This is a genomic window from Streptomyces sp. NPDC085866 (assembly GCF_044541035.1).
GTDB lineage: Bacteria > Actinomycetota > Actinomycetes > Streptomycetales > Streptomycetaceae > Streptomyces.
Genome location: NZ_JBITSQ010000010.1, coordinates 80,590 through 99,715 on the forward strand (window position 1 = coordinate 80,590; position 19,126 = coordinate 99,715).

At 71.4% G+C, this 19,126-nt stretch carries 19 protein-coding genes and 2 pseudogenes; 12 read left to right on the top strand and 9 right to left on the bottom strand.

The window, feature by feature from the left end; all coding sequences use genetic code 11:
• Positions 1-4: 4 nt before the first annotated feature.
• From ACIF83_RS25590 to ACIF83_RS25605, 4 genes are all read right to left on the bottom strand, one after another.
• Positions 5-208 (bottom strand): hypothetical protein, encoded by a 204-nt coding sequence (locus ACIF83_RS25590; RefSeq protein WP_398136907.1) that lies wholly within the window; start codon positions 206-208, stop codon positions 5-7.
• 151 nt (positions 209-359) lie between these two features.
• Complete coding sequence (locus tag ACIF83_RS25595; RefSeq protein WP_393467350.1) at positions 360-1,010, bottom strand: class I SAM-dependent DNA methyltransferase; 651 nt, start codon at positions 1,008-1,010, stop codon at positions 360-362.
• Positions 1,011-1,064: 54 nt separating this feature from the next.
• Positions 1,065-1,379, bottom strand: coding sequence for an AzlD domain-containing protein (locus tag ACIF83_RS25600; RefSeq protein ID WP_393467353.1), 315 nt, complete (start codon positions 1,377-1,379; stop codon positions 1,065-1,067).
• Complete coding sequence (locus ACIF83_RS25605) at positions 1,376-2,092, bottom strand: AzlC family ABC transporter permease (RefSeq protein WP_393467356.1); 717 nt, start codon at positions 2,090-2,092, stop codon at positions 1,376-1,378. Before ACIF83_RS25605 ends, ACIF83_RS25600 begins: the two co-directional genes overlap by 4 nt.
• A gap of 68 nt (positions 2,093-2,160) precedes the next feature.
• Here ACIF83_RS25605 and ACIF83_RS25610 point away from each other — a divergent pair, with 68 nt between their 5' ends.
• Entirely contained in the window at positions 2,161-2,736 is a 576-nt protein-coding gene (locus tag ACIF83_RS25610) for a helix-turn-helix domain-containing protein (RefSeq protein ID WP_399730305.1), read from the top strand.
• 92 nt (positions 2,737-2,828) lie between these two features.
• On the opposite strand, the gene ACIF83_RS25615 is transcribed toward ACIF83_RS25610, so the two are convergent.
• The gene (locus tag ACIF83_RS25615) at positions 2,829-3,032 is read right to left on the bottom strand and encodes a cold-shock protein (protein ID WP_003992177.1); all 204 of its coding nucleotides are present in this window, start codon (positions 3,030-3,032) and stop codon (positions 2,829-2,831) included.
• A gap of 286 nt (positions 3,033-3,318) precedes the next feature.
• Here ACIF83_RS25615 and ACIF83_RS25620 point away from each other — a divergent pair, with 286 nt between their 5' ends.
• From ACIF83_RS25620 to ACIF83_RS25655, 8 genes and pseudogenes are all read left to right on the top strand, one after another.
• Positions 3,319-4,167 carry a menaquinone biosynthetic enzyme MqnA/MqnD family protein gene (locus ACIF83_RS25620; protein ID WP_393467362.1) on the top strand — a complete coding sequence of 283 codons (849 nt, stop codon included), beginning with the start codon at positions 3,319-3,321 and terminating at the stop codon, positions 4,165-4,167.
• Between the two features lie 77 nt (positions 4,168-4,244).
• A complete protein-coding gene (locus ACIF83_RS25625) occupies positions 4,245-5,930 on the top strand; it encodes a serine/threonine-protein kinase (protein WP_399730310.1) in 1,686 nt (561 codons plus the stop codon).
• Positions 5,931-6,116: 186 nt separating this feature from the next.
• Positions 6,117-8,483 (top strand): PQQ-binding-like beta-propeller repeat protein, encoded by a 2,367-nt coding sequence (locus ACIF83_RS25630; RefSeq protein ID WP_399730313.1) that lies wholly within the window; start codon positions 6,117-6,119, stop codon positions 8,481-8,483.
• Positions 8,484-8,530: 47 nt separating this feature from the next.
• Positions 8,531-9,250: a prepilin peptidase gene (locus ACIF83_RS25635; protein WP_393469731.1), complete on the top strand. Its 720-nt coding sequence runs from the start codon at positions 8,531-8,533 to the stop codon at positions 9,248-9,250.
• Between the two features lie 123 nt (positions 9,251-9,373).
• Positions 9,374-10,573 (top strand): cyclic dehypoxanthinyl futalosine synthase, encoded by a 1,200-nt coding sequence (gene mqnC / locus ACIF83_RS25640; RefSeq protein WP_393467371.1) that lies wholly within the window; start codon positions 9,374-9,376, stop codon positions 10,571-10,573.
• Between the two features lie 17 nt (positions 10,574-10,590).
• On the top strand, positions 10,591-11,190 hold the full coding sequence (locus tag ACIF83_RS25645) for an imidazolonepropionase-like domain-containing protein (RefSeq protein WP_393467374.1): 600 nt from the start codon (positions 10,591-10,593) through the stop codon (positions 11,188-11,190).
• Between the two features lie 69 nt (positions 11,191-11,259).
• A pseudogene (locus ACIF83_RS25650) lies at positions 11,260-11,825 on the top strand (acyltransferase); the annotation flags it as partial.
• On the top strand, positions 11,822-12,517 hold the full coding sequence (locus tag ACIF83_RS25655) for a demethylmenaquinone methyltransferase (protein ID WP_393467377.1): 696 nt from the start codon (positions 11,822-11,824) through the stop codon (positions 12,515-12,517). The pseudogene ACIF83_RS25650 and the gene ACIF83_RS25655, both read left to right, overlap by 4 nt.
• Before the next feature lie 24 nt (positions 12,518-12,541).
• On the opposite strand, the gene ACIF83_RS25660 is transcribed toward ACIF83_RS25655, so the two are convergent.
• Both ACIF83_RS25660 and ACIF83_RS25665 read right to left on the bottom strand, forming a co-directional pair.
• The gene (locus ACIF83_RS25660) at positions 12,542-12,850 is read right to left on the bottom strand and encodes a PASTA domain-containing protein (RefSeq protein ID WP_386577105.1); all 309 of its coding nucleotides are present in this window, start codon (positions 12,848-12,850) and stop codon (positions 12,542-12,544) included.
• Between the two features lie 119 nt (positions 12,851-12,969).
• Positions 12,970-13,476: a GNAT family N-acetyltransferase gene (locus tag ACIF83_RS25665; RefSeq protein ID WP_393467380.1), complete on the bottom strand. Its 507-nt coding sequence runs from the start codon at positions 13,474-13,476 to the stop codon at positions 12,970-12,972.
• Between the two features lie 47 nt (positions 13,477-13,523).
• Between ACIF83_RS25665 and ACIF83_RS25670 the strand changes: the two genes are divergently transcribed.
• A complete protein-coding gene (locus tag ACIF83_RS25670) occupies positions 13,524-14,858 on the top strand; it encodes a geranylgeranyl reductase family protein (protein WP_399730318.1) in 1,335 nt (444 codons plus the stop codon).
• On the opposite strand, the gene def is transcribed toward ACIF83_RS25670, so the two are convergent.
• Entirely contained in the window at positions 14,859-15,482 is a 624-nt protein-coding gene (def, locus tag ACIF83_RS25675; RefSeq protein WP_398136914.1) for a peptide deformylase, read from the bottom strand. It lies immediately after the preceding gene.
• A 160-nt stretch (positions 15,483-15,642) separates the two neighbouring features.
• On the opposite strand from def, the pseudogene ACIF83_RS25680 reads away from it, so the two are divergent.
• Positions 15,643-17,096, top strand: a pseudogene (locus ACIF83_RS25680) (FAD-dependent oxidoreductase).
• Between the two features lie 116 nt (positions 17,097-17,212).
• Here ACIF83_RS25680 and ACIF83_RS25685 read toward each other — a convergent pair.
• The gene (locus ACIF83_RS25685) at positions 17,213-18,019 is read right to left on the bottom strand and encodes a C40 family peptidase (protein ID WP_393467390.1); all 807 of its coding nucleotides are present in this window, start codon (positions 18,017-18,019) and stop codon (positions 17,213-17,215) included.
• A gap of 745 nt (positions 18,020-18,764) precedes the next feature.
• On the opposite strand from ACIF83_RS25685, the gene ACIF83_RS25690 reads away from it, so the two are divergent.
• Positions 18,765-19,124 carry an NADH-quinone oxidoreductase subunit A gene (locus tag ACIF83_RS25690; RefSeq protein WP_003992243.1) on the top strand — a complete coding sequence of 120 codons (360 nt, stop codon included), beginning with the start codon at positions 18,765-18,767 and terminating at the stop codon, positions 19,122-19,124.
• Positions 19,125-19,126: the final 2 nt, after the last annotated feature.

Sequence of the window (19,126 nt, forward strand, 5' to 3'; positions counted from 1 at the left end):
GCGGTCAGGAGTGGATGAGACGGGGGTTCTGGTCGTCCGCCAGCGCCGGCCCGACCTGCCCCTGGTGCCCCGACAGGTCGGACGCGATGCGCACCATGGCGTCCTGCACGCCGGTCGCCGGGACGGCCGCCGCGGTGCCGAGTGCCAGGACGCCTGCGCCGGTGAGCGCGGTCAGAACCGTCTTCGTACGCAGTGCGATGGTGCGCATAGGTCGAACCCCCAGGAAGAGACGGATCGTGATCCGGTCGCCGGGCCTCTCCCCGACGCCGCAACCGATGCTCGGGGCGAGCGATCCCCATGCCGTCCCCGCCGGTTCCCGGCACGGGGCGGGCTCCCGGTACTCCTGGTTTCAACCGCCCCTAGGCGGGCTTCCGGGCGAACAGGAAGGCCTGGGGGACCGGTTCGCCGAGGCCGGTGTCGGGTTCGCGGACCGTGCGGGAACCGAGCGCGAAACCGGCGTCCGTGAGCAGGTCCGCCAGGTGCTCGGGGCGGCGCCGGTGGAAGTCCAGCGCCACCGGATGGCCCCAGGGGCGGTCGTGGCGGCGGGTGTGCTCCCCGGCCTGGAAGGCGAGCAGGAGGTGGCCGCCGGGGGACAGGACGCGGTGGAACTCGGCGAACAGGGCGGGGAGTTCGTCCACCGGCGTGTGGATGGTCGAGTACCAGGAGACGACACCGGCCAGCGCCCCGTCCCCGAGGGGGAGGTCCAGCATGGAGCCCTGCTCGAAGCGCAGCCCGGGGTTCTCGCGGCGGGCGATCGCGAGCATGGACTCGGACAGGTCGAGCCCGAAGACGTCCAGGCCGAGGGCGGCGAGGTGCCCGGTGACCCACCCGGGGCCACAGCCGAGGTCGGCCACCGGCCCGCCGGAGCCGACGAGTTCGGCGTATGCGGCGAGCAGGGCCCGGTCCAGGGGTCTGCCCGAGTAACCGTCCCGGAAGCGCTCGGCGTAGTCGTCGGCGATGGCGTCGTAGAACGTGCGGGTGGCGGTGAGGAAGTCGTGGGAGTCGGTCATGGGGAGGGACCGTAGCCAGGGCCACTGACAGTCGGGGCTTCTCACGGCCCCGGCCTACGCCACCCCCGCCAGCCGCAGCAGCGCCGTTGTCGCCGCCGCGCCCAGGACCACCACCGCGAACGGCGCCCTTTGCCACGCCAGGACACCACCGAGCAGTACCCCGGCCGGCCGGGCCCAGCCCGCGAAGCCGCCGCCCTCGGTCAGGGCGCCCGTGGCCAGCAGGGCGACGAGCAGGACGATCGCGCCCGCCGACGCCAGCTCCTGTACGCGGGCCGGGACCGTCACCCGGCCGTGCAGCAGCGGGCCCACCAGGCGGAAGGCGTACGTGCCGACGGCCAGGGCCAGGATCACGGCGACCGTGGCGTTCATGCGGCGGCTCCGGCGGGGCGGCGGTGCAGCAACAGCCCGGCCAGCGCGAGCAGTACCGGCACCCCGGCCGGTACCGCGGGCGTCGCGGCCAGGGCCAGGGCGGCGCCGAGCAGGGCGCAGCGCCGTACCGTGGCGTCGGCGCGCAGGGTCGGCAGGACCAGGGCCACCAGGACGGCGGGGAAGGCCGCGTCCAGGCCGTAGCGAGCGGTGTCGCCCAGGGCGCGGCCGGCGAGGGCCCCCGCCAGCACACCGGTGTTCCACACGGCGAACAGGCCGAGCCCGGAGATCCAGAACGCCCGGCGGCGCCGCCGCGGGTCGGGTTGGGCGAGGGCGAAGGCGACCGTCTCGTCGGTTACGAGATGCGCACCGAGGAAACGGGTCGCGCGACCGGTACCGATGGTCTCGGCCACCGCCAGGCTGAAGGCGGCCGTACGCGTGTTGAGCAGCAGGCCGGTGGCCGCGGCGGCCACCGGGCCGCCCCCGGCGAGGAGTACCCCGACGGCGCTGAACTGGGCCGATCCCGCGTACACCACCAGCGACATCAGCACCGGGACCCATACCGGCAGCCCGCCGGCGACGGAGACGGCGCCGAAGGAGACACCGACGATGCCGCTGGCCAGCCAGACGAGGGAACTGTCCCGGACCAGTGAGCCGGTCTCCGGTGCGCCGAGTCCTGTTCGGCGGAGTGAGCGTGTTCGGAGAAGCGAACGCATGTTTTCTACAATGAACAGTGAATGCCCTGTCCGTCAAGGTGAACGATCGTACCGATGGAGCGAACGACATGTCCGTGGCACCGTCCGGGCCGCCCGCCCGGCTCCCGATGGCGTGGATCGCCGCGTCCCTCCGGCGCGAGCGCACCCGCACCGGGCTGTCCCTGTCCGAGCTGGCCAAGCGTGCCGGGATCGCGAAGTCCACGCTGTCCCAACTGGAGGCGGCGAGCGGGAATCCGAGCATGGAGACGATCTGGGTGCTGGCCGTGGCCCTCGGGGTGCCCTTCAGTGCCCTCGTGGAGCCGCCCGCGCCCGCGGTCCAGGTGATCCGGGCCGGCGCGGGACCCGCCGTGCACTCCGAGCAGTCCAGCTATCTGGCGACGCTGTTGTCGGCGAGCCCGCCGGGTGCGCGCAGGGATATCTATTACGTCTGGCTGGAGCCCGGGACCGTACGGGATTCCGAACCGCACATTCCCGGGACGACGGAGCACATCGTGGTCACAGAGGGAGGTGTCAAGGCGGGGCCGCGCGGGGAGACGGTCGAACTGGCGCCCGGGGACTACATGTCCTACCGGGGTGATGTGCCGCACTCTTACGAAGCGCTCACCGCCGGGACGAAGTTCGTACTGATCATGCAGCACATGTGAACCGGAAATGAACGGGAAAAGGCAGGAGCCCCGTCGCCTTGCGGCGCGGGGCTCCTTGGGTACTGCACTCAGGTTCTGCGATCAGGCAGTGATCAGACGGGGGTGACGTTCTCCGCCTGCGGACCCTTCGGACCCTGCGTCACGTCGAAGCTCACCTGCTGGTTCTCCTCGAGGGAGCGGAAGCCGGAGGCGTTGATCGCGGAGTAGTGAACGAAGACGTCGGGGCCGCCGCCCTCCTGGGCGATGAAGCCAAAGCCCTTTTCGGCGTTGAACCACTTCACGGTTCCGGTAGCCATAAGCCCTCCTTGGGCTCAAAAGGGTTGCCCTGCTCCAGAACCTGCAAGTGCGAAACTGTGCTGCACAACGCATACGTCTGAAAACGACGAGAGCCCGCGGTCACATGCTCCGCAGGCTCTGTACTGCAAGGGAAACCAAACTGCAACTTGCGGCGAGCCTAGCACGCGGGCAGCCGAAAGCAATAGAGGTCAAGATCACGTCACCCGAATGTTTGAACCGCCGGACGGGTGGGTTGACGGTGGGGCCGGTCTCAGCACGGTACAGCACGGGGTCTAGTCTCGCGATGTGGACAATTCTCGCACCCGGCCGCGCGTCGGCCACATCCAGTTCCTGAACTGCCTGCCCCTCTACTGGGGGCTCGCGAGAACCGGCACGCTCCTCGACTTCGAGCTGACCAAGGACACCCCGGAGAAGCTCAGCGAGCAGCTCGTGCGCGGCGATCTCGACATCGGGCCCGTCACCCTCGTCGAGTTCCTGCGCAACGCCGACGATCTGGTCGCCTTCCCGGACATCGCCGTCGGCTGCGACGGCCCGGTGATGTCCTGCGTGATCGTCTCGCAGGTCCCGCTCGACCGGCTGGACGGCGCCCGGGTCGCCCTCGGCTCGACCTCCCGCACCTCGGTCCGCCTCGCCCAACTCCTGCTGGCCGAGCGGTACGGCGTGCGGCCCGAGTACTACACCTGCCCGCCCGACCTCGGCCTGATGATGCAGGAGGCGGAGGCCGCCGTCCTCATCGGCGACGCGGCCCTGCGCGCCAACCTGCACTACGGGCCCAAGCTCGGCCTGGACGTGCACGACCTCGGGGCCATGTGGAAGGAGTGGACCGGCCTGCCGTTCGTCTTCGCGGTCTGGGCGGCCCGGCGCGACTACCTGGAGCGTGAGCCCGCCCTCACCCGCCAGGTCCACGAGGCCTTCCTCGCCTCCCGCAACCTCTCCCTGGAGGAGGTCGGCAAGGTCGCCGAACAGGCCTCGCGCTGGGAGGCCTTCGACGAGGCGACCCTGGAGCAGTACTTCACCACCCTCGACTTCAGCTTCGGCGGGCCGCAGCTGGCCGCGGTCACCGAGTTCGCCCGCCGGGTGGGCCCGACGACCGGCTTCCCGGCGGACGTGAAGGTGGACCTGCTTCAGCCGTGATCGCCCCGGCACTACGCTGCGGGCAGTGAGGCGTACCGGGGGAGAGGCGGGACGCCCCGGGGGAAGAGGGGGACGCCATGCAGCCGCTCGCAGCGGACGAACCGGCCGCCGTCGGGCCCTACCGGCTGCTCGGCCGGCTCGGCTCCGGCGGCATGGGCCGGGTCTACCTGGGCCGCAGCACGGGCGGTCGTACGGTCGCCGTGAAGATCGTGCATCCGCACTTCGCGCTGGACGAGGAGTTCCGGGCCCGCTTCCGGCGCGAGGTGGAAGCCGCCCGCCGGGTCGGCGGCGCCTGGACCGCGCCCGTGCTCGACGCCGACCCGGAGGCCGCCGTGCCCTGGGTCGCCACCGCCTACGCGGCCGGTCCGTCCCTCGCTGCGGCCGTCCGGGACGGCGGCGCGCTGCCCGCGCACACCGTACGGGCGCTGGGCGCGGGCCTCGCCGAGGCGCTGGCGGCGGTGCACGAACTGGGCCTCGTCCACCGGGACGTGAAGCCCTCCAACGTCCTGCTGACCCTGGACGGCCCGCTGCTGATCGACTTCGGCATCGCGCGCGCCACCGACGGCACGGCGTCCCTGACCTCGACCGGCGTCTCCGTCGGCTCGCCGGGCTACATGTCCCCCGAGCAGATCCTCGGCAAGGGGGTCACGGGCGCGGCGGACGTCTTCTCCCTCGGCGCGGTCCTGGCGTACGCGGCGACCGGCGAGCCGCCCTTTCCCGGCGACTCCTCGGCCGCGCTGCTCTACAAGGTCGTCCACGAGGAGCCGGAACTCGGTGACCTGACCGGTGAGTTGCGGGAGGCCGCGGCCGCCTGCCTGGCGAAGGACCCGACCGCCCGCCCGAACCCGGCCGAACTGGCCCGCCGGCTCGCCCCCGAGGGCACCGCCCGCCTGGTCGCCGGCGGCTGGCTGCCGGGCGCGCTGGTGGAACAGGTCAGCCGCAGCGCCGTACACCTGCTGAATCTGGAGACGGCGGAGGCGCCGTCGGGGCCGGTGCGGTTCAGCAGCCCTTCGGTGGGCGGGGAATCCGGTGCGGTCCCGCGCGAGCCGGCTCTGGTCGCGGGGGAGTTCGGACCGGCTCCGGTGATGACTCCTCCCGCGCCGACCGAAGCTCCGGCTGTGCCGTCGGGGGCTCAGCCGCAGGACGCGGTGCCGGCTCCCGGGAAGGTCAGCGTCAGCGTGGCGGCGGCCTCCGGGCCGGGGGAGAGCGGGCGCGGGCGGCGGGTGAGCTGCACCGTCGCGCTGGCCGTGGCGGGGGCACTGGCCGCGACCGCCGTGGGGCTCGGAGCGCTGCTGCGGCCGTGGGCCGAAGGGGAGAACGACACGGCGGGCGGTGCCCCGGTCCCCTCCGGCTCCTCCTCGGCGTCGTCACCCGCCGACGGCTACTCGCAGGAGCCGAGTGCCGCGCCGGGCGCGATCCCGGCCCGTTACCTCGGCACCTGGGAGGGCCGGGCCACCGGACTCGGCGGCAGCCTGGACATGGGCACCTTCCGGCTCACCGTCCACCAGGCGGCCGTCGGCAAGGAGTTGGGCCGGCTCAGGCAGACCGACCAGATCGGCGGCGTCTGCACCGACATCCTCACGCTCGAGCAGGTGACGAAGACCCGGATCGTGGCGACCTCGGTGGGCGCCAAGGGCAACCACGCCGGCTGCGATCCCGCGCCGCACCCCGTGGAGTTGACGCCGGTCGGCGACGACCTGCGGTACACCGCGGAGAGCGCGGCCGAGGGCGACCCGGTGTCGCGGATGTCGAGGGTGGACTAGGGCCTGTCGTGGCCCGGCACCGCGCCGCACCCCCGTCGGTCCGCCCGCCCCGGCTGTCATTAGTGTGTCTGCGTTGGCGAACGCCAACGGCGCGCCACCGCACCGGCCTTGGTCCGGACAACGCGTCACAACGCGCAGCACAGCGGTGCAAAGCATCGCAACGGGGAAGGACGGGGAACGCCCGCCATGGAGACACTGCAGCCGGACGACCCGCGGGAGTTGGGCAGCTACCGCATGCTGCGCCGGCTCGGAGCCGGCGGCATGGGCCGGGTCTACCTGGCCCGTTCACCGGGCGGCCGCACCGTGGCCGTGAAGGTCGTACGCCCCGACCTCGCCGCCGACGCCGACTTCCGCCGGCGCTTCCGGCACGAGGTGGAGATCGCCCAGGCGGTCTCCGGCCCCTACACCGCCTCCGTCGTGGACGCCGACCCGGACGCACCGCTGCCGTGGCTGGCGACCTCGTACGTGCTCGGCCCGGACCTGACCGACGTCGTCGACGCGCACGGCGCGCTGCCCGAGCACACCGTGCGCGCGCTGGGTGCCGGGCTCGCGGCCGCCCTCCAGGAGATCCACGCGGCCGGGCTCATCCACCGCGATCTCAAGCCCTCGAACGTCCTCCTGGCCGCCGACGGCCCCCGCGTCATCGACTTCGGCATCGCGCGGGCGGTGGACGGCAACCGGATGACCCAGACCGGCGTCGTGGTCGGCTCGCCCGGCTACATGCCCCCGGAGCAGGCCCTGGGCCAGGACGTCGGCCCGGCCGGCGACGTCTTCTCGCTGGGCGCCGTCCTCGCCTTCGCCGCCACCGGCCGCAACGTCTTCGGCGACGGTGCCGCCTCGCACGCCGCGATGCTCTATCAGGTCGTCCACGGCGAACCGGATCTGACGGACCTACCGCAGTCCCTGCTCGGCCTGGTGCGGGCCTGTCTGCTGAAGGACCCGGCCGCCCGGCCCGGCCCCGCCGAGATCGTGGCGGCGCTGGCTCCGCAGGGCGTCGAGGGCGTGCTCAGCGACTGGCTGCCCTCGGCGGTGGCGTCCACCATCGCCACCCACGCGGCCGGGATCCTGGACCTCGACCTGGAGGCACCGGACCAGCCGGCCGCACCGGCCGCCGCACCGTCCTTCGGCCCGGCCCCGACGATGCCGGCCGCCGCGGTGCCGCCGTCGGGCACGCCGGCGGCGGGATACGGCTATCCGCCGGCCGGCACGCCGGCGGCGGGATACGGCTATCCGCCGGCCGGCACGCCCGCGCCCGCCTACGGCACGCCCGCCCCCGGCCACGACACCCCGCAGCCCGGCACCGTCCGGCTCGGCGCCACGGACGCCCCCTCCCCGGCCCCCACCCGCCGCCGCGCCCTCTCCTACGCCCTCGGCGGGGCCGCCGCCGTCGCCGTCGTCGGCGGGGGCACGGCCTGGTGGCTGACCCGCAAGGACGGCGGCACCGGCACGTCCGACGGCCAGGGCGGCCACGGCAGTTCCGGCGAGCCGGCCGCCGAGACCTTCACCACCCCGCCTCCCGGGGTGGCCCCGCAGCCGCTGTGGCACAAGAGCGCCGCCGAGGACAGCACCGCGACCTCCGTACCGCTCCTCACCTACGACGGACTGCTCCTGGTCAGCGGCGACCCGCTGGTGGCGTACGACGTGAGGACCGGCAAGCCGCGCTGGTCCAAGAAGGGCATCTGCCGCTCGGGAGCGCCGCTCCTCTTCCACGACGGCAAGGTGTTCCTGGCCGACGGCGACTTCGACGGCGTCCTGGTCGCCTACGACGTACGGACCGGCGACGAGGCCTGGCGCAGCCGGCTCGGCAAGAAGCTGAACATCGAGCGGACGATCGCCGTCGACGACAGGAACGTCTACGTCACGCTGACCGACTACGGCCAGGCGAAGAGCGCCACCAAGTACCGCACGGCCGTCGCCGCGGTCAGCCACACCACGGGCCGGACCACGTGGCTGCAGCGGCGCGACTGGGGCACCAAGGACTACGACGTCGAGGGCACCGTCTCCGGCAAGTACCTCGTCTACGCCGACTCCAACTACAACCTCACCGTGCGCGACACCGCCACGGGCGGGCAGCTGTGGTCCAAGAAGATCGGCGACGACTGGAGCTGGCAGCCCACGGCCGCGAACGGTCTGGTGTTCCTGCCGGGCGAGGAGCTGACCGCCGTGGACATCGAGACCGGCAGGACACGCTGGACGCTGTCGTCGAACGGCCGCCGCGGCTTCAACAACCCCACCGTCATCGACGGCGTCCTCTACGCCACCGACTACGACCGCGGCATCTGGGCCGTCGACGTCAAGGACGCCAAGCGGATCTGGCTCTGCGAGGCGGGCAACCGTGTGCCCAGGGAGACGTTCCTGAAGGCCGGGACGACGCTGTACGCGGCCGCCGGCGCGCTGGGCGGCGGCATCATCTCCCTGGACGCCAGGACCGGCAAGGTCCGCTGGACCTGGGTCGACAACACCGATGCCACCGACTACTGGCAGATCACCCGGTCGGGCAACCGGCTGCTGGTCACCGGCGGTCAGGAGGTCTACGCGATGCCGGCTGTCTGAGACCGGCCTCCCCGATCGGCCGCACTCCCTAGGATCTCCCCGTGAGCATGGGCGCGTTGGTCCTCGTCGCGGCGCTGTGGGGCGCGGTGGCGGGCGCGCTGCTGCCCCGGGCCGCCTACCGGTTCGCCGCCCCGGACGAGGAGCCGTGGCGGGAGCGGTGCCCGGACGGCCACCCGATCCGCGGGTGGCTCGGCCGGGCACGGTGCGGCGAGTGCGCGCGGACGCCGGACGACGCGTCCGCCGCCCTGGCCACCGTCACCGCCCTCACCTGCGCCGCCCTCGCCGCCGCCACCGGCACCCGGCCCGAGTTGGGGGTCTGGCTGCTGCTCGCGCCGGTGTGGGTGCTGCTGGCCGCCGTCGACCTGCGGGTGCGGCGGCTGCCCGACCCGCTGACCCTGCCGCTCGCGGCCGCCGGGCTCGCCCTGCTCGGCCTCGTCGCGCTGCTGCCCGAGCACGCAGGTCACTGGCTCACCGCGCTGTACGGCGCCCTCGCGCTCGGCGGCGGCTACTACGTGCTGTACCTGATCAACCCGGCCGGCATGGGCTTCGGTGATGTGAAACTGGCCCTCGGCACGGGCGCCGTCCTCGGCTGGTACGGCTGGCCGACGGTCCTGCTCGGCACCTTCGCCGGCTTCCTGCTCGGGGCGTTGTACGGCGGCGCCCTCGTCGTCGTGCGACGGGCGGGCCGCAGGACGGCGATCCCGTTCGGGCCCTTCCTCCTCGCCGGAGCCTTCGCCGGACTGCTGATCGGCGCGTACGCGGCCTGAGCGCAGACGGCCGAAACGCCTGGCGTAGGCTGGATCAGTCCGCCCACCCGTCTCCCACCACCGCCCTGAACGAGCGCTTCGCGCACTGCCCATGATTGAAACCCTTGACGAAAGGGACCTCTGGTGACCGAGAAGGCCGACCTCCAGTCTGTCCTCGACCGTGCCGCTGCCGGTGGGCGGATCACCCCGGAAGAGGCGCTCGTCCTCTACCGCGACGCCCCGCTGCACGCGCTGGGCGCCGCCGCCGACGCCGTGCGCCGCCGCAAGTACGCGGGCATCGAGCACATCGCGACGTACATCATCGAGCGCAACATCAACTACACGAACGTGTGTGTCACGGCGTGCAAGTTCTGCGCCTTCTACGCGGCTCCGAAGGACACCGCCAAGGGCTGGACCCGCGACCTCGACGACATCCTGCGCAGGTGCGCGGAGACCGTGGAGCTGGGCGGCACCCAGATCATGTTCCAGGGCGGCCACCACCCGGACTACGGCGTCGAGTACTACGAGAAGCACTTCAAGGCCATCAAGGACGCCTTCCCGCAGCTGGTGATCCACTCGCTGGGCGCCTCCGAGGTCGAGCACATGGCCCGGATCTCCGGGGTGTCGGTCGAGGAGGCCATCACCCGGATCCACGAGGCGGGTCTCGACTCCTTCGCGGGTGCCGGCGCCGAACTGCTGCCCGCCCGCCCCCGCAAGGCCATCGCGCCCCTCAAGGAGAGCGGCGAGCGCTGGCTGGAGATCATGGAGGCCGCGCACCGGCTGGGCGTGGAGTCCACGTCCACCATGCTCATGGGCACGGGCGAGACGAACGCCGAGCGCATCGAGCACCTGCGCATGATCCGGGACGTGCAGGACCGCACGGGCGGCTTCCGCGCCTTCATCCCGTACACCTACCAGCCCGAGAACAACCACCTGAAGGGCCGCACCCAGGCCACGCTCTTCGAGTACCTGCGGATGATCGCGATCGCCCGCCTCTTCCTGGACAACGTCCAGCACATCCAGGGCTCGTGGCTGACCACCGGCAAGGAGGTCGGCCAGCTGTCCCTGCACTACGGCGCGGACGACCTCGGCTCGATCATGCTGGAGGAGAACGTGGTCTCCTCGGCCGGTGCCAAGCACCGCTCCAACCGGCTCGAGATCATCGACCTCATCCGCAGGGCGGGCCGCGTCCCGGCCCAGCGCGCCACGACCTACGAGCACCTCGTCGTGCACGACGACCCGGCGAACGACCCCGTCGACGAGCGGGTGATGTCGCACATCTCGTCCACGGCGATCGAGGGCGGCACGGCTCACCCCGAGCTGAAGCTGCTGGCGTCCAACTAGAGCCGATCAGGGGTTCCGTGCTGACACTTCACGTCGCCGAGCAGTCGCCCGAGGCGGCGGTCGTGGTCGACGGGGCGTCCGTCGCCGCCGTCGGCCCGTACCAGGAACTGGCCGCCGCCCACCCGCGGGCGAGGGTGCGGCGCTGGCCCGGCATCCTGACGCCGGGGCTGATGAACCCGTACGGCCCGGAGCTGCTGGAGGCCACGTACCATCCCGACCCGCGCGAGGCCGATGCCCTCGGTACCGAGCCCATCGGCGGGGAACGGGCGCGGGAGCTCCTCCGTACCGACCCCGCTCGCCTCGGCGCGAGCGCGCGGCGCGGGGTGCAGCGGATGCTGGCGCACGGCACGGTGGCGGTGGCCGGGGAGCTGCGGTCGCGGGCCGTGCTCGACGCGGTGCGCAGAGCCGGGCTCGCGACGGGACAGCGGCCGGACCGTCTTCCCGGCCCGGCGGCGCTGTCCCCGACCCCGCTCATCCTGCTGCCGAGGCTGGTGCCGGGCGGTCCCGCCCGGTTCGCCGTGTTCGATGTCGCGGACCGCGCCGAACTGGTCCGGCGTGGCGCCGGGACCTGCGTGGCGACCGTGATCGGAGGGCGGCTGGTGTACCGCGGCCGCTGATCACGGCTCGTATCGGGGAACGCCGGTTCAGCCCGCGAACGCCTGCGCGAACGCCCCCCGGACCCTGATTCACCCCGCTGCAGTCGGTCGCCGAGGCTCGCCCCCGTCCCGGTGCTGCTGCTGTCCCTCACCCCGGTCCTGGTGTCGAACTTCCTCTGGCCGGGCCCGGACAACCGCTTCGGCAGCGCCCTGTGGGACCTGTCGACGTACCTCTTCTGCTGGATCCTCGGCTTCGCACACCGCGACGGGGTGCTGCAGCGCCTGAAGCCCCTCGCGGTGGTCGTCCGCTCGCTCGCCGCGCTCGGGTACGGCGGCTGGTACGCCTTCTCGCACCAGGCGGGCTTCGGCACGTACGACCTCGACGAGAACCCGCTCGCGCAGGCCTTCTGGTCGGCCGGCTTCGTGCTGCTGCTGATGTGGACAGAGGCGTACTTCCGGATCGACTTCGCCAGGCTCACCCGACTCCGGCGGACCGACCGGCTCGTGACGACTGGAGAGCCAGTGGTTCATGTTCGGCATCGGCTGGGTCCTGATCGCCGGCTTCGTCCTGGCGTGCGGCTGGGGGGGAGGACGTGGCCGCGAAGAAGAAGCCGCGACTGATCCCGGGAGGCCGTGCTGCAAGAATGGGCGGGTGACCCGCGCTTCCCTGAACAAGCAGCCGCACGAAGTCGCCTCGATGTTCGACGACGTGGCGGAACGGTACGACCTGACGAACGACGTGCTGTCGCTCGGCCAGGACCGGCGCTGGCGCAAGGAGGTGGCGAAGGCGGTCGACGCGCGTCCCGCGCAGAAGGTCCTCGACCTCGCGGCCGGTACGGCGACCTCCTCGCTGCCCTTCGCGCAGACGGGCGCGTACGTGGTCCCCTGCGACTTCTCGCTGGGGATGCTCCAGGTCGGCAAGAAGAAGCACACCTGGCTGCCGTTCACGGCGGGCGACGCGACGAGGCTGCCGTTCAAGGACGACACCTTCGACGCCGTCACGATCTCCTTCGGGCTGCGCAACGTGCAGGACACGGACGCGGCGCTGCGCGAGATGTACCGGGTGACCCGGCCCGGCGGCCGGGTGGTGATCTGCGAGTTCTCGCACCCGACGTGGGCGCCGTTCCGGACCGTCTACACCGAGTACCTGATGCGGGCCCTGCCGTCGGTCGCGCGCGCGGTGTCCTCGAGCCCGGACGCGTACGTCTACCTCGCCGAGTCCATCCGCGCCTGGCCCGACCAGCCCGCGCTCGCCGAGCGGCTGCGCAAGGCGGGCTGGTCGAAGGTGGCCTGGCGCAACCTGACCGGCGGTGTGGTCACGCTGCACCGGGGCTTCAAGGAGAGCTGAGCCCCGGCGGGGGGTGCCGGCGTCTCACCGGTCGATCATCTCGAAGGCGTCGCCGGGCTCGCCCAGTTCGCGCTGCATTCCGCCTCTGGGTGGCCGTGGGATGCGTGGCTCGCGCACGCCTCCGCCGCCCTCGCCCTCACCGAAGTCGAACCACACGTACACCATGGAGTCCCGCGGCACCTCGGCGCCGGGCTGCGGGTACTGCCGTACGACGTAGTCGACGACCGTGAGGTGGAAGTCCGGGCGGTCCGGCGCGTTCAGGAACAGACCCCGCGCCTGGGCCGTCTCGCGCGCGTCCACGGCCATGAGGCCGACCAGACGAGGAACGCGCACTTCGGGTGTTTTGGGTGTTATGTGCACAGATGTCACCCCCAGCGGTACTGGCAGGGTAACTCGGTCACGTGCCACCCGGAAGCGTCATGTGGCTTTCTGTAACACTTGATTACTCTGGGTCACAGATCAAGTCGGTAGCAGCGTCCCTCGCGTTTCGAGGACGGGGTCACGAACGTCTCCGCGAGCCGCATGCCCAGGCGCCGGGTGACCGCGATGGAGCGCTCGTTGCGTGCGTCGACCATCGCCACCACATGCGGCACCCCCAGCGTCCGCAGCCGCTCCAGGGTCGCCTCGGCGGCCGCAGAGGCGTATCCCCGGCCCCAGTGCGTCCGGCCGAGCCGCCAGCCGATCTCGATCTCGCCCGACGGCCCCCACTCGTGCGGCCACGGCTGGGCCCCCGTGAAACCGACGACGTCACCGGAGTCGTCCAGCACCGACCACAGACAGAACCCCCGCTCCGCGTCGTGCCGGCGCTGGCGGGCGGTCAGCTCCTCGTAGACCGAGAGTTCGGCGGACCTGCCGCCGTGGAACTCCATGACCTCGGGGTCGTCGAAGGCCCGGTGCCAGGCGAACGCGTCCTCGTCGGTGGGCACTCGCAGCTGTACTGCGGGTAGAGCTCGGTTCACGGGGCAGCCCTTCAGCCGGGTGATCAATTCTGCTGAATAGACTGCCCATGTCCAGTGCCGGTCGGCACGCAGATTTCGAACCTTGGGGAGATCCCGCCGTGACCGAGCCCCTCTCCGACAACACCGCCGATGTGATCGTCGTGGGCGCGGGGCCAGCCGGCTCCACCACCGCGTACCACCTCGCCAAGGCCGGACTCGACGTTCTCCTGCTGGAGAAGACCGAGTTCCCCCGGGAGAAGGTCTGCGGTGACGGCCTCACCCCGCGCGCGGTCAAGCAACTCGTGGCCATGGGCATCGACATCTCCGAGGAGGCCGGCTGGCTGCGCAACAAGGGCCTGCGCATCATCGGCGGCGGCTCGCGCCTCCAGCTGGACTGGCCGGATCTCGCCGCCTACCCGAACTACGGTCTCGTCCGCAAGCGCGACGACTTCGACGAGCAACTCGCCCGCCAGGCCCAGAAGGCGGGAGCGCGGCTCTTCGAGCTGTGCAACGTCAGCGGTCCGATCATCGACGACCGCACGGGCCGCATCACTGGCGTGACCGCCAAGCTCGGCGAGGAGAAGCGCGAGGTCACCTTCCGTGCGCCGCTCGTCGTCGCCGCCGACGGCAACTCCACCCGCCTGTCCCTGGCGATGGGCCTGCACCGCCGCGAGGACCGCCCGATGGGCGTCGCGGTGCGCACGTACTTCACCTCGCCGCGCCACGACGACGACTACCTGGAGTCCTGGCTGGAACTGTGGGACCGCCGCGGCTCCCAGGACCGGCTGCTGCCCGGCTACGGCTGGATCTTCGGCATGGGCGACGGCACCTCCAACGTGGGCCTCGGCGTGCTCAACACCTCCGCCTCCTTCAAGGAGCTGGACTGGCGCGAGATCCTCAAGGCCTGGTGCGCGTCCATGCCGGAGGAGTGGGGCTACACCCCCGAGAACATGACCGGCCCGATCCGCGGCGCCGCCCTCCCCATGGCCTTCAACCGCCAGCCGCACTACACCAAGGGCCTGCTGCTCGTCGGCGACGCCGGCGGCCTGGTGAACCCCTTCAACGGCGAGGGCATCGCCTACGCCATGGAGTCCGGCCAGATCGCCGCCGACGTCATCGTCCAGGCCCACGCCCGGGCCACGCCCGCCCAGCGCGAGATCGCCCTGCAGCGCTACCCGCGCGTCCTCAAGGACACCTACGGCGGCTACTACACCCTCGGCCGCGCCTTCGTGAAGCTCATCGGCAACCCGAAGGTCATGCAGATCGCCGCCCAGCGCGGTCTCACCCACCCGCAGTTGATGAAGTTCACCCTGAAGCTCCTCGCGAACCTCACCGACCCGACGGGCGGCGACGCGATGGACCGCATCATCAACGGCCTGAGCAAGGTGGCCCCGAAGTCGTGATCAGGCGCTGAGAGCCGCCGCGTTGGCGGTCCGGCGGGCGTACACCTCGTCCCGCCGGTCCGCCATCTGCCGCAGCGCGTCCTTTTTCTCCCGCTTGGAGAGTCGATCCAGGTAGATGTACCCGTTGGTGTGGTCGGTCTCGTGGGCGAGGCAGCGCGCGAAGTACCCCGTGCCCTCGATGACCACGGCTTCGCCGTCCTTGTCCTGCCCGCGCACGACGGCCCGGTCCGGCCGCGGTACGGCCATGACGGCGCCCGGCACCGACAGGCATCCCTCGCCCTCGTCCAGCAGCCGCCGGCCGCTCAGGGGCGTCTCGAGCACGGGGTTGACGATGTGGCCGACATGTCGGATTCCGTCGTCATCGGGGCAGTCGTACACGAACAGGCGCAGATCGACCCCGACCTGATTCGCCGCCAGTCCCGCCCCCTCGGCGACATACATGGTGAGGAACATGTCGTCGATGAGCGCGGCGAGGTCGGGCCCGAACTCCGTGACATCCCGGCAGGGCTTGTGCAGCACCTCCTCCCCGACCTCGGTGATACGCCGCACCGCCCCGCGCCCGGCTTCGGGGGCGTGACGCGGGTAGTGGCCGACGGGGCTGCCCTGGACGAACACGCGTGGCATCGCTGTGTCTCCCTGTGTTTGTGAGGATGCTGTGGGTGGCAGGGCAGCGGGCTTCCGGCCTCCGGCGCCCCTTCCTGCCCTCCGGGACTCATGACAGCAGAACACGCGCAGCAGTCACAGGGGTGCGCCGGACACGTGCGGTCGCTCCCGGAGGCGCTTCCTGACGGCGGCCGGGGGAGCGGTCGCCGGGGGTGCGGTCGCCGGGGGTGCGGTCGGTGCCGCCTCAGGGACGGCCGCGACGGCGGCCGCGGCGACCCCGGCGGCCGGCAAGCGGGTCGCCGTCCTCGGCGGCGGAGCCTCCGGCCTCAGCGCCGCCCACGAACTCGCCGAACGCGGCTACGCCGTCACCGTCTACGAGTACTTACGACCACCTCGGCGGCAAGGCCCGCTCGATGGACGTCCCCGGCACGGGCACCGGCGGCCGCAGACCGCCCCCGGGCGAACACGGCTTCCGCCTCTTCCCCGGTTTCTACCGGACCTGCCGGACACGATGCGCCGCATCCCCGCCCCCGGCAACGCGAACGGCGTCCACGACAACCTCCGCAGCGGCACGGAGGCCCTGTTCGCCCGTGGCTCCGGCCGCCCGGACCTGCACTTCCCCCTGAGACGGGTCACCACCCCGCCCGCACCCGGGGACATCACCCCGTCCTGGCTCCGCGACCAGATCCTCTCCGTCCTGGATCTCGGCAGCCGTCTGCCGGCCCATGCGGCCGCCTACTTCGCCGACCGCCTCCTGGTCCGTCTCACCAGCTGTGACGCCCGCCGCGAGGACCAGTGGGAGAAGACGGCGTGGTGGGACCTCATCCGGGCCGGCGAGATGAGCAGGGAGAACCAGGTTCTCCTCGGTATCGGCCAGACCCGCAACCTGGTGGCCACCCGCGCCGAGATCGCGTCCACCCTTCCCCAAGCTCTCGGATTCGCTCGAGCAGGGAGGTGCCCCCATCGTCGGCCGCGTCATCATCGAGGCCCTGCTCCTGTGGGGCCTGCTCGGCCGCGGCATGGACGGCGACGCCGACCGTGTCCTCAACGCCCCCACGAGTGAGGCCTGGATCGACCCCTGGGAGAAGCACCTGCGCTCCTTCGGCGTCGAGTTCGTGCTCGGGACCCAGGTGCGGGAGGTGGTGTACGACGGCGGTCGAGTGAGCGGCATCCGCGTCTCGGCCCGGGACGGCGGCCAGGAGCGCACGGTCACCGCCGACCACTACGTCTCCGCGCTGCCCGTCGAACACGCCCGCGCGACCTGGGGCCGGGCCCTGCGCGCCGCCGACCCTCGGCTCGGCCGCTGCGACGCGCTGAAGACCGTGGATGGCCGGCGTCCAGTTCCGCGCGAGTACGGGGACGGACAGGCCCACGACTGCCTGTCCGCGATCATCTCCGAATGGGACAAGCCCGGCATCCTGTACGGCAAGACGGCCCGCGCCTGCACCAAGGACGATGGAGGGTTCCAACGAGTCCGCGCGCCGGGCTGTCAACGCTCTTCCGGACGCGGACAATTCGGACGCCGAGCGCTGGCGGATCCGGAAACTGTTCCGCCCGCCCGAGATGGAAGCCCTCAAGCGCGTCGACGAGCTGCGCTACCGGCTCGGTCTACCCAACACCTTCGACCTGGGATGAGCCCAATGGGGCGAATATGCCCGGATCGCACTGGAGATGAGAGGGCGAGATGAGCCCGAAGGGCCGCTGCCCCCGAGCGGCTGCGGCCCTACGCGCGTGAGTGGTGTGCCGAGTGCTCAGAGCACCCGCACGGCGCCGGTCGGCGGGTCGTACGACAGCGGCTTCTCCACGATGCCCGTGGACGGGTTCTGCGCACCGACGAACATGCCGTCGCCGGCGTAGATCGCCACATGGTACGCGCTGCCCGCGCTGCCCCAGTACAGGATGTCGCCCGGCTGCAGGTTGCTCAGCGAGACCTGGGTGCCCTGGGTCGACTGGTCCTGGGAGACCCGCGGCAGGCTGATGCCGACCTGCTTGAAGGCGGCCTGCACGAGGCTGGAGCAGTCCCACGCGTTGGGGCCGGAGGCGCCCAGAACGTAGCTCTTGCCGATCTGCGCCTTGGCGAAGGCGAGGACCGCCGCGGCCGAACCGGTGGCCGTGGACGTGCTGGTGGAGGTGCTCGCCGTGGTGGAGAGCGTCGTCCGCTCCGCGCTGCGCGAGGCACGCTCGGCGGCGGCCTTGCGGGCAGCCTCCTGAGCCTTCTTCTTGGCCTCCGCCGCCTTCTGCTTCGCGTCCGCGAGGTCCGACTTGGCCTGCTTCGCGGCGTTTGCGGCGGCCTGATCACGCTCGGCCTGCAGCTGGTAGTTCGCGGCGGCCTGCTGCGTGGCGTCCGCGGACTGGGCGACCTGATCGGCCAGGTCGGCCGTCAGGGTGGGCAGTTCGAGGGTCTGCGTCACCGGCTCGGCCGCGTTCGCCGAACCGGACGCCCCGGCGACTGCCAGGGTGCTGAGGACGCCACCGGCAACTCCGGCCCGCACGGCGATGGTCGACGCGCTGCTGCGGCGGGGCTTCCGGTGGCTGCGTATGTGAGCGGTGTGGGACATGGGAATAACCGGTACCAGGGGCTCCTTCATATCTTCAAGAAACGTGTGCTGCGCCACAGTTGTTCAATCGAGACCTCGAAGCCCGGGCGTGTCGCTCTTTATTGACGCCGTAACGGACATTGCGGACGACCGTGATCAAGCCCTTGATCACGGTCTTTGATCATTACGTCCGAATTGCCCCGCACCTACCACTGGTTCGGGTGGATGGCCAAGCCCGGTTCTCAGACCGCTCTCATGAATGTGGCGGAGGTCACGGAACGGTTACCGGAAGGGCGGCGTCACGCGCGGGCGGGAGCTCGTGAACGTGTGCACGCATTCGCCGCGCGTCCACATCTCGCCTCGGAGCTCCCTCTGATGTGTGAACGCGGTCCTCTATCAGGACGCCGGGCCCAGCACCAATTTGCATGCAGCGGAACTCTCTTGATATTGAGACGACCCCTCCGGCCTGCAATGACGAGCGAAAATGTCACTTCTGGTGATCACCTGAACGCTTCGCGTACGAAGATCACCCATCATCCGACTTCATGATCCTTCGTCAGGTGGTGGAGATCACAAAGCTTGTGTAATACCCCGTGTCGCAGATCACAGAGTGGCGGGCATAAGATGCGAGGCAGTTGGGCTTGTGACCTGCTTCACATGTTCTCGATCTTCGCCCGGGACGAGCGGGGCTCGTGGGACCGGTGAGGCGGGTGTGAGCCCAGTGCAACCGCCACCAGTCAGTGCCGACTGAGAGGAGCGAGGAGCGGTGAACGCGTATGCGCCCATCCTCGTACTGGGAGCCCTCGGGGCAGGCTTTGCGATCTTCTCCGTGGTCATGGCCACGCTGATCGGTCCGAAGCGGTACAACCGCGCCAAGCTCGAGGCCTACGAGTGCGGTATCGAGCCGACCCCCACGCCGGCCGGCGGCGGGCGCTTCCCCATCAAGTACTACCTGACGGCGATGCTCTTCATCGTCTTCGACATCGAGATCGTCTTCCTCTACCCCTGGGCCGTCACCTTCGACGCCCTGGGGATCTTCGGGCTCGTGGAGATGCTGCTCTTCGTGCTCACCGTCTTCGTCGCGTACGCGTACGTATGGCGGCGCGGCGGCCTGGAATGGGACTGAGG